Below are 13,751 nucleotides of genomic sequence, written 5' to 3' on the forward strand. Positions count from 1 at the left end.
GCTTTACTCCTGCGAGGCGTGGTTGAGCGGTTGCGGATGCGGGCGCCCCGAAGGCCAGCCGGTGGCACCGGAGGCGGAGGCGACGCGGGCGCGGCCGCCCTGGCCGACCCACCGGCGCGTCCAGCCCGCCTGCATGACGCGCAACAGCGCCAGCACGACGAGGGCCAGGGCCGCGAACAGCAGGAAGCCCCAGCTGTAGCTGCCCAGGTATTGCCTGGACAGGCCCATGGAACTGGGGACCAGTCCGCCGCCCAGCGCGCCGATCTCGCCGATCATGGAACCGGCCACCGCCGTGGCGGCCGGCCAGCGCAAGGGCACCAGCTGGAACAGGGCGCCGTTGCCCGCGCCCAGCGCCGCGAAGCACAGCATCATCAGCAGCGTGGTGAGCAGCAGCGAGCCGTCGGCGAAGCCGACCAGCACCAGGCTCGCGGTCACCACCGCCAGCACCAGCGTCAAGGTGTTGATGCCGCCCCAGCGGTCCGACAGCCAGCCGCCGCACACGCGCAGCGCGGCGCCCATGAAGGCGGCCAGCATGGTGAGCTGTCCTGCCTGCACCTTGCTCACGCCGAACTGCTCGAAGTAATAGGAGGGCAGGAAGCTGGTGAGGCCGATGAAGCCGCCGAAGGTGATGGCGTAGATCACGCTGAACACCCAGCCGTCGGTTTCGAACAGGCAGGCGACGTGGTCGCGCAGGCTGGCGTGCCTGTTCACGTCGGCCGGCTCGCGCGCGCAAAGGACCATCACGACCATGGGCGCGAGGATGGCCACGGCGGCCACGCCGTAGACGGCCTGCCAGCCCAGCCACTGCGCCAGCGGCGGCGCCAGCAGCACGGAGACCGCCGTGCCGACGTTGCCGGCGCCGACGATGCCCATCGCCAGGCCCTTGTGCTTCGCCGGGAAGGAGCCCGAGCCGAGCGACAGCGCCACGCCGAAGCTCGCGCCTGCGATCCCGAGCAGCACGCCCATGGCCAGCAGGTCGCCGAAGCTGTGCACGAAGAACAGGCCGAAAACCATCGCCACCGCGATCAGGGCCATCTCCACCAGCGTTGCGTTCTTGCGGCCGATGTACTGGGCCAGCACGCCGAGCGGGAAGCGCATCAGCGCGCCGGCGACGATGGGGATGGACAGCATCAGGCCCTGCTGGGCGGCGGTGAGCTGGTAGGCCTCGCGGATGAAGGGCGCCATCGCGCCGTTGAGCACCCAGATCGCACAGGAGAAGGCGAAGTAGAAGAACGCCGCGAACAGCGTGGGCGAATGGCCGGACTTGAGGAAGTGGTGGAACGCGCGCATCGTGTGTCTGGACCCCGGCGCGCACGGGCGCGCCACGAAAAATCGAGTACAGGTCAGCACACGGCGTTGTGCGCACGGCCGGCGGTACGGTGCACGGCCCGGGTGCGTCGTCACACCCGATGGCCTGTTCCTTGCAACCTGCGTGCCAGCAGGCTTGCACTATGCTTGCGCGCTCCCATGACCTCCGTCCTGCTCCTGACCACGCCCGATCCCGGTGCACCGGCGCTCGCCGCGGACTTCGCCGCCGCCGGTTTCGAGGTGCGCGGCGAAGGCGATTGCGCCCAGCTGGTGCGCGCGACGCTGCAAGCGCAGCCCGACGTGCTCGTTTGCTGGGCGGCGAGCCCCAGCGCGGAGCTGTTGCAGTCGGTTGCCACGCTGCAGGCCCAGCAGGCGATCCCGGTGCTGTTCTTCACCCAGGACGCGGCCGCAGAGTGCATGGAGCACGCACTGGCCGCGGGCGTGCACGCCTGGGTGGTGCAAGGCTATGCGCCGCAGAGGCTGCGCCCGCTCGTGCACCTGGCACAGCTGCGCGAGCGCCAGGAGCGCGCGTTGCGCGCGCAGGTGGCGCAGCTGGGAGAGAAGCTGGACGAGCGCAAGTGGCTGGACCAGGCCAAGGGCATCCTCATGCGGGCGCAGCAGGTGAGCGAGGAGGACGCCTTCCGGCTGCTGCGCAACGCCTCCATGCAGGCCAACCGCAAGGTGGGCCAGCTCTCGAAGGACGTGATCGCCGCGGCCCGCATCGCCGAGGCCACCAACCGCGCGGGCCAGCAGCGCATGCTGTCGCAGCGGCTGGTGAAGCTCTACGCGCTGGCCTGCAGCGGCACCGACGGCGCGGCGGCGACGCTGCTGATGAACGAGTCGGTGCAGCGGGTGGAGGACAACCTCGCGGCGCTGGAGGCGGGGCTTTCGCCGGCGAGCTACGGCGATCTGGTGGGAGCGGCGCGCGTGGGCTGGAAGGCGCTGCGCCAGTTGCTGGACGCGCCGGCCAGGGTGTCGCAGCTGGCAGCGATCGATGCCGCCGCGGAGGCCGTGCTGTCCCAGGCGGATGCGCTGGTGCGCGCGCTGGAGGCTTCGGGCATCGCGCCGCAGGTGCACGTGGTGAACGTGGCCGGCCGCCAGCGCATGCTGTCGCAGCGCATGGCCAAGCTGGCGCTGCTGGGGGATGCCGCGGGCCAGGCGACGGCGGCGACAGAGTTCGAACAGGGGCTGGCCGCGTTGCGGCAGGCGCCGCTGTCCACGCCGCAGATCCGCGCCCTGCTGGATCAGGGCGAAGCCGCGTGGCAGGCGCTGCAAGCCGCCGTGCCCGGCGCCTCGCAGTCCGCCGGCCGCATGAAGCTGGCCGCGGCCAGCGAGGAGTTGCTGGAGGTGTTCGACCGGCTGACGCAGGCCTACCAGCACAGCGTGGAGGTGCTGGTGGGGGGGTGAGGTTCTACCCGCCCGGCCGCGCCGCCGCGCGCACCTGTCACGCGACCGCCTTCTCCTTGCGCGTGAACGAGGCCGAGGTGCGCGCGGAGATCGGCTCCACCTTGCGCTGCTTCGCGTACAGGAACGACAGGATCTCCTGGCGGCAGTGGTTGTAGACCTTGTCCTCGGCCAGGGCGATGCGGTCGCGCGGGCGTTGCAGCGGCACCTCCAGGACTTGGCCCACCGTGGCGGCCGGGCCGTTGGTCATCATCACCACGCGGTCGGACATCAGCACCGCTTCGTCCACGTCGTGGGTGATCATCATCACCGTGTTGCCCAGCTCGGACTGGATGCGGATCACCTCGTCCTGCAGGTGCGCGCGCGTCAGGGCATCGAGCGCGCCGAAGGGTTCGTCCAGCAGCAGCACCTTGGGCTCCATGGCCAGCGCCCGGGCGATGCCCACGCGCTGCTTCATGCCGCCGGAGATCTGCGAGGGCAGGCAGTCCAGCGCGTGCGACATGTTGACCATGGCCAGGTTGTGCAGGATCCACTCCCGGCGCTCGGACGCCGAGCGCGTGGCGCCGAAGATCTTGTCGACGGCGATCTCCACGTTCTGGTAGACCGTCAGCCAGGGCAGCAGCGAATGGTTCTGGAACACCACCGCGCGGTCCGGCCCGGGCGCGTTCACCTCGCGGCCGTCCACGATCACGCCGCCCGAGCTGGCCTCCAGCAGGCCGGCCACGATGTTCAGCACCGTGGACTTGCCGCAGCCGGAGTGGCCGATCAGCGAGATGTACTCGCCGCGTTGCACGTCGAGGCTGATGCCCTTCAGCACGGGGCTGCCGCCGTTGGGGCCGGGAAAGGTCATGTCGACCTGCGACAGCGAAAGGTAGGCGTTGCTCATGGTGCGTCCTCAGGCGGCCGACGTGCCGCGGGTGACCTTGCGGCCGATGAAGGCGACGATGCGGTCCAGCGCGAAGCCCACGAGGCCGACGTAGACGAGCGCCAGGATGATGTCGCTGATGCGCGAGGAGTTCCACGCATCCCAGATGAAGAAGCCGATGCCCACGCCGCCGATCAGCATCTCGGCGGCGATGATCGCCAGCCAGGACAGGCCCACGCCGATGCGCAGCCCCGAGAAGATGAAGGGCGCCGCGGCCGGCAGCATGATCTTGCCGAAGTACTCGAAGCCGTTGAGGCGGATCACCCTGGCGACGTTGCGGTAGTCCTCGGGGATGTTGCGGATGCCGATCGAGGTGTTGATGATGATCGGCCAGATCGAGGTGATGAAGATGACGAAGATCGCCGAGGGGCTGCCGTCGCGGAAGCCCGCCAGCGAGATCGGCAGCCAGGCCAGCGGCGGCACGGTGCGCAGCACCTGGAACAGCGGGTCCAGGCCGCGCAGCGCCCAGGTCGACTGGCCCACCAGCACGCCCAGGCTCACGCCCGCGATCGCGGCCAGCGAGTAGCCGTAGGCCACGCGCTTGAGGCTGGCGAGGAGCTGCCAGGCGATGCCCACGTCGTTGCCGCCGCGGTCGTACCAGGGGTGGGCGATCAGCTCCCAGGTGTCCTGGATCACCTTGCTGGGGGCGGGCAGGGCGGCGCCGGGGCGCGAACCCAGCACCTGCCACACCAGCACCAGGAAGCCGATGATCACCAGCGGCGGCAGCACGTAGGTGAGAAAGCCATGCGCGGCGGACTTGCCCCACGCCTGCAGCAGGCCGGGCGCGGCAGGACGCGCCACCGGGATCGATTCGACGATGTCGGTCATGGGCGTGCTCACGCGGCCTTGAGGGTCTTGATCTCGAGCGAGTCGAGGTACTTCTTCGGGTTGGCCGGGTCGAACACCTTGCCGTCGAAGAACTTCTCCACGCCGCGCGAGGTGGAGGCGGGGATGTCCTTGGCGGCCACGCCCAGCTCCTTGGCGGCGGCGCGCCAGAGGTCCTCGCGGTTGACCTTGGCGATCAGCGCCTTGGTGTCCAGGTTGGGCGGCAGGTAGCCCCAGCGCTGGTTCTCGGTGAGGAACCACAGGTCATGCGACTGGAAGGGGTAGCTGGCCTGGTCGGCCCAGTAGCGCATCTGGAACTTGCTGTTGTTCTCGACGCGGCCGGTGCCGTAGTCGAAGTTGCCCTTGATGCGCTCGACGATGTCTTCCACCGGCGCGCTGATCCAGCGGCGGCGCGAGCAGATCTCGGCCACCTCGGCGCGGTTCTTCGGGTCCTCGCACCACATCTGGGCTTCCATCACGGCCTTGAGCAGCGCCTTGGTGGCGTTGGGGTTGGCCTGCACGTAGTCGGCGCGCATCGCGAACGCCTTCTCCGGGTGGTTCATCCACAGTTCGCTGGTGGTGAGCGCCGTGTAGCCGATCTTCTGGTGGATCAGCTGAAGGTTCCAGGGCTCGCACACGCAGAAGGTGTCCATGCTGCCCACCTTCATGTTGGCCACCATCTGCGCTGGAGGCACCACGATGGTGTTGATGTCGCGCGTGGGGTCGACGCCGCCGGCGGCCATCCAGTAGCGGATCCACAGGTCGTGGGTGCCGCCGGGGAAGGTCATGGCGGCGTTCACCGGCTTGCCGGTCTTCAGCCGCTTGTCCAGCAGCGCCTTCCTGAAGGCCTTGGTGTCGACGCCGATCTTCAGGTCCTTGTACTCGTTGGCCACCGAGATGCCCTGGCCGCCGAGGTTCAGGCGCGCCAGGATGTTGATCGGCACCGGCACGTTGTTGGCCGTGACCGCGCCGGTGGAGATCAGGTAGGGCATGGGCGTCAGGATGTGGGCGCCGTCGATGCCGTTGCTCTTCGAGCCGAGCACCAGGTTGTCGCGCGTCGCGCCCCAGGAGGATTGCTTGAGCACTTCCACCTCGGTCATGCCGTGCTTCTTGAAGAAGCCTTTCTCGTCGGCGACGAACAGGGGCGCGGCGTCGGTGAGCGCGATGAAGCCCAGCTTGGCCGCGCGCGTTTCCGGGGCCGTGCCTTGCGCCATGGCGACGCCCGCGAAGCCGGCCGCGAGGCCGGCGCCGCCGAGCGCGGCCGCGCCCTGCAGGACGGTCCGGCGGGAGACCTTGTTGGTGTTGCTTTGCATCGTGCGCTCCTGGTGTGCGAGGGAAAAAAACAAACGGCGGCCATCGCATTGCGTGCGCGGGGCACGCAAGGGATGGACGCCGTTGTCCTGGTGTCGGATCGTTCGCGCGCCGTCGTTGGCGCCCGTTGACGTTGGGGAATGCAGGGACCGTGCCAGCTTTTGTGCACTGCAACAGTGCACTAGCGCCCGGCAGGCAGCACCTCGGCGAGCGACAGCACCGCTTCGGCCACGTCGGCCAGCCGCCGGCCCTGGTTCATCGCCAGCTGGCGCAAGGCCTTGTACGCCTCGTCCTCGCTCATCGCGCGATGCGCCATCAGCAGGCCCTTGGCGCGCTCCACCAGCTTGCGTTCCTTGAGCGACGCGCGCACGGCGTCGAGTTCGTCGCCCATGGCCTGCAGGCGCCGCGACTGCTCCTGCACCAGGGCGAGCATCGATCGCTCCAGTTGCGGGCCCACGGGGAGCTGGCCGTCCGCGCGGGAATACGCTTCCTCCCGGGCGAGCGAGTGCAGCAGGGCGCGCTGGTCGCGCAGCTCCGTGCGCGCCTGCGCGATGCGCGTTTCGCACAGGTGCCGCAGGTGCGCAGCCAGCACCTCCTCGACGCCGCGCATGGCATCGATGCGGGAGGTGGACCAGCCGTACCACTCGGTGCTCAGGCCGGTGTCCACGGCGCCCGGGTGGCCGGTGCAGCCGATGCGGCGCAGCCGCTCCACTTGCGCCGCCACGCCAGGCTCGCGGCTCGCCTGGTCGGTGCGCAGCACCTCGGGATCGGAGAAATCGGCAAAGACCTGGAAGCAGGCCTGCTGCGCATCGACCAGGTGCCGCCATTGCTGCTGGCCGGCCAGGTCGATCGTGCCCGCGGCGAACAGGCTCGCGCCGAGCGCGCGCTCCTGGCCGGCGAACTCCTTGCCTTGCATGAAATTGAACAGCGCGACGAGGGCGCGCGAGACCTGCGGGTCGGACGCGCTGTCCGCCGCCTCGAACACCACCGCGAGCAGCCCGGCCAGCAGCTTGCTGAACGCCGCGGTCGCCTCACGCGCGGACACGAGCTGGCCCGCGACGCGTTCGCGCAGGGCAGGCAGGCCGTCCAGGCCGTGCAGCACCACGGCCACCCGGCTGAAGAGGCGCGCGCCATTGCGCGCCTGCGCGGAGTCCGTGTCCAGCCGCTCGAGCAGGCTGCGTACCTGGGCCTCCGCTTCGGCGCACTCGGCCACCTGCTGCCGCCGCTGCTCGGTGAAGCGGCGTCCCTGCGAGCCCAGGAAGATGTTGGACAGGCCGCGTTCACGCTGCAGCGCATGGACGAAGCGGCCGATGGCGCCCACCAGCTCGCCGGTGCGGGCGAGTTCCTCCAGTTCGGCGATCTCGCACTGGCGGGCGGCAAGCAGGAAGGTGGAGCCGGATTTCACCCGGTCCCTCCAGCAACAAGCGTGCCGCGGCCAGGGAAAAGAGGTGGCCGCTACACTGCCGCATGATCGTTCTGGGAATCGAGTCGTCCTGCGACGAGACCGGCGTGGCCCTGGTCGAGGCCGGCGGGACGGCGGTCCCGGTGCTGCGCGCGCACGCGCTGCACAGCCAGGTCGCGATGCACCAGGCCTACGGCGGCGTGGTGCCGGAGCTGGCCAGCCGGGACCACATCCGCCGCGTGCTGCCGCTGGCCGAACAGGTGCTGGCCGCTTCCGGCTGCGCGCTGGCCGACGTCGACGTGGTCGCGTACACGCGGGGTCCCGGGCTTGCCGGCGCGCTGCTGGTGGGCGCCGGCGTCGCCTGCGCGCTGGGCGCGGCCCTGGGCAAGCCGGTGCTGGGCGTGCACCACCTCGAAGGCCACCTGCTGTCGCCTTTCCTCAGCCAGGACCCGCCCGCGTTTCCCTTCATCGCGCTGCTGGTGTCGGGCGGCCACACCCAGCTGATGCAGGTGGACGGCGTCGGCCGCTACACGCTGCTGGGCGAGACCATCGACGATGCTGCCGGCGAGGCCTTCGACAAATCGGCCAAGCTGCTCGGGCTGGGCTACCCCGGCGGGCCGGCGCTCTCGAAACTGGCCGAGCAGGGCGACCCGGCGGCTTTCAAGCTGCCGCGCCCCCTGCTGCACAGCGGCGACCTGGACTTTTCCTTCGCCGGCCTGAAGACCGCCGTGCTCACCCAGGTGCACAAGCTCGGTGCAGGGCTGGAGCCGCGCAAGGCCGACCTCGCGGCGTCGACGGAGGCTGCCATTGTCGAGGTCCTGGTGAAGAAATCGCTGGCCGCGCTCGACCGCAGCGGCCTCGACCGCATCGTGGTCGCGGGCGGCGTGGGCGCCAACCGGCGCCTGCGCGCGCAGCTGGACGCAGCCTGCGGCAAGCGCGGGGTGCGCGTGCACTATCCCGAGCTGTCCCTGTGCACCGACAACGGCGCGATGATCGCCCTGGCGGCCGCCATGCGCCTGCAGGCGGGGGTGCAGCAGGCCACGGCCAGCTACGCCTTCGACGTGAAGCCGCGCTGGCCGCTGGAAGCGCTGGCGAGCGCCTGAGCACGGAAGGGTTTCCCGCAAGGATGCCGCCGGTCGCCGTGCCTAACATGAAGGCATGAGCGACCCGCACGGACACCCGCCCGCGTTCGAGGACCCGGCCGGCACCTGGAACCGGCGCTTTTCGGAACCCGGCTACCTGTTCGGCACCGAGCCGAACGCCTGGCTGCACGAGCACGTCCACCTGTGGGTGGCGGGCCAGCGCGTGCTGTGCGTCGCCGACGGCGAGGGGCGCAACAGCGTCTGGCTCGCGCAGCAGGGGCTGACCGTGGACGCGTTCGACATCTCCGAGGTTGGCGTGCGCAAGGCGCGTGACTTCGCCCGCATCACCGGCGTGAAGGTGAACTTCGCGGTGGCCGACGTCGCCCAGCTGCAGTGGCCCAAGGGGCTGTACGACGGCGTCATTGCCATCTTCATCCAGTTCGCCGACCCGGCGCTGCGCGCGCGCATCTTCGAAGGCATGGTGCGCTGCCTCCAGCCGGGCGGCCTGCTGGTGCTGCAAGGCTACGCGCCCAAGCAGCTGGAGTTCCGCACCGGCGGGCCGCCGTTGGTCGCGCACATGTACACCCCCGAGCTCCTGCACGACGCCTTCCGCGGCATGGAGATCCTGGACCTGCGCGAATACGAGACGGATCTCGCCGAAGGGTCCGGCCACAAAGGGCATTCGGCGGTGATCGGGCTGGTGGCGCGCAAGCCGACGTGAGCGGTGCGGTTCGCTCAGCCCCTCGCGAACCACTGCGTCCAGTACTCCAGGCAGGCCCTGATCTTCGGCAGCCGGTGCCGCGTCCCCCCGGTCACGGCGTACACCGGCACCGGGCGCAGGTCGACCCACTGCGGCAGCACCGGAACGAGCAGGCCCTGCGCGACCAGCACCTCGCCCACCAGCGTGGCAAGCCGGCCGATGCCCAGGCCTTGCAGCACCATCGCCGCGGCCATGTTCGTGTCGTTCGCGCGCCATTTCCCTTCGGCCGGATAGATCCAGGGCTCGCCCTCGACGCGGAAGGGCCAGTCGTTGAGCACGGTCACCGCGCTGTTGGTCACCAGGGTGTGGGCCGAGAGTTCTTCCGGCCGCGCGGGTAGGCCGTGCGCCTTCGCGTAAGCGGGCGCGGCATACAACGCCCGCCCCAGCGTGCCGATCTGGCGCGCCACCACCGTCTCGGGCAGGCTGCCCGGCGTGCGGATGGCGATGTCGATGCCTTCGCGCGTCATGTCCAGGAGCCGGTCGCCCACTTCCAGCTCGATCTGCAGGCGCGGATGCCGCTGCGCGAGGCCTTCGAGGCTGGGCACGAGCTGGTATTGCGCAACGACCGTGCTGGCCGCCACGCGCACCAGGCCGCTCGGCTCGCCGGCGTGCTCGGCGAAGGCGCCTTCGAGCTCCTCCATCGTGTCGAGCGCGCGCCGGCTGTATTCCAGGAAGGTGCGGCCCTCCTCGGTGAGCGACAGGCCGTGCGTCGAGCGGTTCATCAGGCGCGCGCCGCAGGCTTTTTCCAGCCGCGCCAGCGTGCGCGACACCTGGCTCACGGGCACGTCGCGCTCGCGGGCGACCGCCGACAGCGACCCGAGCTGGGCCACCCGCGCGTTGAGCGCCATCTCGTCGAACTGCAGGTTGCGCATGGGGCCGCATGGTAGCGGCCGGGCGCTGGCCTTGCAGCCGGTGCAAAAGCGATTTGCGGCGCGGGCCGTTTCGCCGGGGCGGGCGCTTTCCTAGAGTGCAGGCATCCCACAGGAGAGCGCCATGGACTACCGCCACACCGAGGATTTCGCCCGCCGCATGGAAAACGCCGAACTGCGCGCGCACGCCCTGCGCAAGGAAGCTCTCGATGCCTTCTTCGCGGCGTTCGCACGGGCATTGCGTGCGGCGGTGCAGCGCCTTGCGCACCGCCGCGACCCTGTCCAACCGGAGGCCTGAACCATGCCCACGCTGCAACTGAAGATCACTCCGCCGCAACCCGCCGAGCGCCTGCAGGTGCTGGCGCGCCGGCTGACGGAGCTGTCCACCCACGTGCTGGGCAAGCGGCAGGATGTGACCGCCGTGATCGTCGAGGAACTCTGGCCGGGGCGCTGGTTCATCGCCGGCCGCACCGCCGGCCAGGCGACGGCCTTGCTGGAGATCCGCGTCACGGCCGGGACCAACACGGCCGAGGAGAAGCAGGCCTTCGTGCGCGCCGCGTACGAGGAGCTTTGGCAGCAACTCGGGCCGCTGGCCGAGGCGAGCTACGTCGTCGTGCAGGAGGTGGCCGCAACGGATTGGGGCTATGGAGGCAAGACGCAGGCGCAGCGCCGACAGGGCGTTGCCGCGCTGTGAGTGAACGCCGCCATCCGCGCGCAGGCGCGGACCCGGGACTGCCAGACAAAGGAAAAGCGGCCCCGCGGGCCGCCTTGTCCAAACGCTGCGGGTTCCCGCCTGCGCGGGAAGGACCTTAGTTGACCGCGATCTGGCGCGAGGTCACGACCGGCTTCTTCTTGCCGAGCGTCAGCGTCAGCACGCCGTTTTCCAGCTTGGCGCTGGTGGCTTCGGCATCGATTTCGGCCGGCAGCTCGTAGGCGGCCTGGTAGTGGCGCGCGGCGTCCTTGGCGGTGCTCACGCGGACCACGGTGCCGTCGACGTCGATGGACAGCTGCTCGCGGGTGACGCCGGGCACGTCCAGCGACAGGGTCCAGGCCTCCTCGTTCTGTTCCACCTTCAGGCCGTTGCCGGCGCCGACGAAGGAGTCGTTGAGGAAGCGCTCGAAGGAGCGGTCGAAGGAACGCGCCGGAACGTAGGCGCGGGTGCGGAGGGCGGGGGCGAAGAACATCGGGATCTCCTGGTGGAAGAAGGGTGGGGTGCGGCACAGTACGTATCCGCGGTCCCCTTAAACTGCGCGGCTCTCGCATCGATCGCCGCCTGGTCACCATCTGCGCACGGGGCTCGGCTTTTCAAGGATCTCCTGTGCTGAAAAAATCGCGTCGTGCCGTCTTGAAATCGCTGGCGGCGTCTGCATTTGCGCCCGCGTTCGCGATCGCCCAACCGGCCGCGCCCGCCATCAAGGTCGCGATGATCGAGGGCCTTTCCGGCGGCAACGCCAACGGCGGCGAGGCCGTCTACCGCAACCTGGTGTGGGCGGTGGAGCGCGTCAACCAGCGCGGCGGCGTGCGCACGCGCGACGGCCAGCGCCTGCTGCAGCTCGATCGCTTCGACAGCAAGGGACAGATCGAGGAGGCGCTGTCCGTCCTGCGTTCGGCGATCGACCAGGGCGCGCGCGTGATCCTGCAGGGCAATTCCTCCGCCGTCGCCGCGGCGCTGATCGAGGCGATCGAGCGCCACAACGAGCGCGTGCCCGACCAGCGCGTGGTGTTCCTCAACTACTCGGCCGTCGACCCCATCCTCACCAACGAGAAGTGCAGCTTCTGGCACTTCCGCTTCGACGCCCATGCGGACATGCGCATGGCGGCGCTCATGTCGGTGCTCAAGGAGGATGCCGGCGTCAAGTCCGTGTACCTGATGAACCCCGACTACAGCTTCGGCCAGGCGGTGCAGCGCGAGGCCAGGCGCCAGCTCGCCTTGCAGCGGCCCGACGTGAAGGTCGTCGCCGAGGAGTTGCACCCGCTGCTGAAGATCAAGGACTTCGCCCCGTACGCGGCGAAGATCCAGGCAAGCGGCGCCGATGCGGTGATCACGGGCAACTTCAGCAACGACCTCACGTTGCTGGTGAAGGCGGCGCGCGAGGCCGGCTTCGACGGCCGCTTCTACACCTTCTACGGCAACGCCCTGGGCGCCCCCGCCGCCATGGGCGAGGCCGGCATCGGCAAGGTGCTGGCGGTGGCCGACTGGCTGCCCAACGTGCCGGCCAAGCCGAGCGAGGACTTCTACCGCGCCTTCCGCGCGCGCTATCCCAAGCCCGCCGACGACTACGTGCACATGCGCATGCAGCTGATGGTCGAGGCGCTGGCGCAGGCGATCGAGAAGGCGGGCACGGCCGATGCGGTGCCGCTGGCGCGCGCTCTGGAGACGGTGGACGTGCGCTTCGTGGGATGGGGCGGCCGCATGCGCGCCGCCGACCACCAGTTCCAGCAGCCGCTGGTGGTGGGCCTGATGGACCGCCAGGGCACGCCGGGCGTGCAGTTCGACGTGGAAGGCTCGGGCTACGGCTTTCGCGTGATCCGCCAGTTCACCCCGCCCAAGGTCGAAATGTCGCATGCGTGCAGGATGGTGCGGCCGGGGTGAGGCGGGCGCGGCGGGCGCGGCAGGCGCGCGCGTCTTTTGCGTGCGGCTGTTGGGTTTTTCTTCTTCCTCCACAATCGCCCCATGCGCCAGACCGTCCTCGACCTCGAAGAATCCAAGATCCGTGAAGTGGCCAACGCCGGCATGGGGCGCGGCGACGTGCTGCCGTTCTGGTTCGGCGAGAGCGACGAGGTCACGCCGGATTTCATCCGGGAGGCCGCCATTGCCTCCTTGCAGAAGGGCGAGACCTTCTACGCGCACAACCTGGGCCTGCCGGAGCTGCGCGAGACGATCGCCGCGTACGCCTCCAAGCTGCATGGGGCGATCGGCACCGAGCGCATCGCGGTCACGTCGGGCGGCGTCAACGCACTGATGCTGGCGTGCCAGGCCGTGGTGGACGCCGGCGACGAGGTGGTGGCGGTGACGCCCGTCTGGCCCAACCTGACCGCGCAGGCGCTGATCATGGGCGCCAGGCTCAAGCGCGTGTCGCTGCAGCCCCGGGACGGCGCTTGGACGCTGGACCTGCCCGGACTGCTGGACGCGATCACGCCCGCCACCCGCCTGCTGATCGTCAATGCGCCGAACAATCCCACGGGCTGGACGCTTTCGCGCGACGAGCAGGCGGCCATCCTGGCGCATTGCCGCAGGACGGGCACCTGGATCCTGGCCGACGAAGTCTACGAGCGCCTGTACTTCGAGCCCACGGCCAACGGCTGCGCGCCCAGTTTCCTGGACCTCGCCACGCCGGATGACCGCCTGATCGTGGCGCACAGTTTTTCCAAGAGTTTTCTCATGACGGGCTGGCGTCTCGGCTGGCTGGTGATGCCGCCGGCGATGACGCACCACATGGGCAAGCTGATCGAGTTCAACACCTCCTGTGCCAGCGTGTTCACGCAGCGGGCAGCCGTGGAGGCGATGCGCCGCACGGACGAGGTCACGCCGCGCGTCGTCGCCCACCTGAAGAACTGCCGCGACACCCTGGTGCCGCTGCTGCAGGCCATCCCGCGGGTGGAGCTGAGTCCGGCCAGGGGCGGCATGTACGCCTTCTTCAAGCTGGACGGTTTCGACGACTCGCTGGCGCTGGCCAAGCGCCTGGTGGCCGAAGCCGGCATCGGCCTGGCGCCCGGCAACGCCTTCGCGCCGGAAGCCCAGGGCTGGCTGCGCTGGTGTTTCGCCTCCAGGGACCTGGCGCGGCTGAGGCAGGGCGTGGACCGCCTGGCCACCTGGCTCGCCAAATAGCCCTTGCCCGGGCTCGCCGGGTCCGTCCGCTATAAT

Annotated in this window: 14 protein-coding genes; 7 read left to right on the forward strand and 7 right to left on the reverse strand. The window is 70.0% G+C overall.

The annotated features are described in order from the left end of the window. Positions 1–3 precede the first annotated feature (3 nt). Entirely contained in the window at positions 4–1,290 is a 1,287-nt protein-coding gene (locus AC3EGR_RS15520) for an MFS transporter (protein ID WP_488547397.1), read from the reverse strand. 177 nt (positions 1,291–1,467) lie between these two features. Between AC3EGR_RS15520 and AC3EGR_RS15525 the strand changes: the two genes are divergently transcribed. After that, positions 1,468–2,715 (forward strand): ANTAR domain-containing protein, encoded by a 1,248-nt coding sequence (locus AC3EGR_RS15525; protein ID WP_488547398.1) that lies wholly within the window; start codon positions 1,468–1,470, stop codon positions 2,713–2,715. A gap of 37 nt (positions 2,716–2,752) precedes the next feature. Here the strand turns inward: AC3EGR_RS15525 and AC3EGR_RS15530 are convergent, their stop codons facing one another. The 4 genes from AC3EGR_RS15530 to AC3EGR_RS15545 all read right to left on the reverse strand — a co-directional run bounded on the left by AC3EGR_RS15530 (position 2,753) and on the right by AC3EGR_RS15545 (position 7,178). After that, the gene (locus AC3EGR_RS15530) at positions 2,753–3,598 is read right to left on the reverse strand and encodes an ABC transporter ATP-binding protein (RefSeq protein WP_488547399.1); all 846 of its coding nucleotides are present in this window, start codon (positions 3,596–3,598) and stop codon (positions 2,753–2,755) included. A gap of 9 nt (positions 3,599–3,607) precedes the next feature. Then, complete coding sequence (gene ntrB / locus AC3EGR_RS15535) at positions 3,608–4,465, reverse strand: nitrate ABC transporter permease (protein ID WP_488547400.1); 858 nt, start codon at positions 4,463–4,465, stop codon at positions 3,608–3,610. A gap of 8 nt (positions 4,466–4,473) precedes the next feature. Further along, a complete protein-coding gene (locus AC3EGR_RS15540; protein WP_488547401.1) occupies positions 4,474–5,775 on the reverse strand; it encodes a CmpA/NrtA family ABC transporter substrate-binding protein in 1,302 nt (433 codons plus the stop codon). 179 nt (positions 5,776–5,954) lie between these two features. After that, the gene (locus AC3EGR_RS15545) at positions 5,955–7,178 is read right to left on the reverse strand and encodes a nitrate- and nitrite sensing domain-containing protein (protein WP_488547402.1); all 1,224 of its coding nucleotides are present in this window, start codon (positions 7,176–7,178) and stop codon (positions 5,955–5,957) included. A 62-nt stretch (positions 7,179–7,240) separates the two neighbouring features. Between AC3EGR_RS15545 and tsaD the strand changes: the two genes are divergently transcribed. Beyond that, positions 7,241–8,278 (forward strand): tRNA (adenosine(37)-N6)-threonylcarbamoyltransferase complex transferase subunit TsaD, encoded by a 1,038-nt coding sequence (gene tsaD, locus AC3EGR_RS15550; protein ID WP_488547403.1) that lies wholly within the window; start codon positions 7,241–7,243, stop codon positions 8,276–8,278. A 55-nt stretch (positions 8,279–8,333) separates the two neighbouring features. After that, entirely contained in the window at positions 8,334–8,978 is a 645-nt protein-coding gene (locus tag AC3EGR_RS15555) for a class I SAM-dependent methyltransferase (RefSeq protein ID WP_488547404.1), read from the forward strand. 14 nt (positions 8,979–8,992) lie between these two features. Here the strand turns inward: AC3EGR_RS15555 and AC3EGR_RS15560 are convergent, their stop codons facing one another. Continuing rightward, positions 8,993–9,889, reverse strand: coding sequence for a LysR family transcriptional regulator (locus tag AC3EGR_RS15560; RefSeq protein WP_488547405.1), 897 nt, complete (start codon positions 9,887–9,889; stop codon positions 8,993–8,995). Between the two features lie 121 nt (positions 9,890–10,010). On the opposite strand from AC3EGR_RS15560, the gene AC3EGR_RS15565 reads away from it, so the two are divergent. After that, positions 10,011–10,184 carry a hypothetical protein gene (locus AC3EGR_RS15565; protein ID WP_488547406.1) on the forward strand — a complete coding sequence of 58 codons (174 nt, stop codon included), beginning with the start codon at positions 10,011–10,013 and terminating at the stop codon, positions 10,182–10,184. 3 nt (positions 10,185–10,187) lie between these two features. Next, positions 10,188–10,580: a tautomerase family protein gene (locus AC3EGR_RS15570; RefSeq protein WP_488547407.1), complete on the forward strand. Its 393-nt coding sequence runs from the start codon at positions 10,188–10,190 to the stop codon at positions 10,578–10,580. Between the two features lie 115 nt (positions 10,581–10,695). Here the strand turns inward: AC3EGR_RS15570 and AC3EGR_RS15575 are convergent, their stop codons facing one another. After that, the gene (locus AC3EGR_RS15575; RefSeq protein WP_488547408.1) at positions 10,696–11,070 is read right to left on the reverse strand and encodes an Hsp20/alpha crystallin family protein; all 375 of its coding nucleotides are present in this window, start codon (positions 11,068–11,070) and stop codon (positions 10,696–10,698) included. Between the two features lie 134 nt (positions 11,071–11,204). Between AC3EGR_RS15575 and AC3EGR_RS15580 the strand changes: the two genes are divergently transcribed. Then, positions 11,205–12,479, forward strand: coding sequence for a branched-chain amino acid ABC transporter substrate-binding protein (locus AC3EGR_RS15580; RefSeq protein ID WP_488547409.1), 1,275 nt, complete (start codon positions 11,205–11,207; stop codon positions 12,477–12,479). A gap of 81 nt (positions 12,480–12,560) precedes the next feature. Further along, entirely contained in the window at positions 12,561–13,715 is a 1,155-nt protein-coding gene (locus AC3EGR_RS15585) for a pyridoxal phosphate-dependent aminotransferase (RefSeq protein WP_488547410.1), read from the forward strand. Positions 13,716–13,751 lie beyond the last annotated feature (36 nt).

The sequence above is a fragment of the Ramlibacter sp. G4-7 genome, assembly GCF_057784995.1.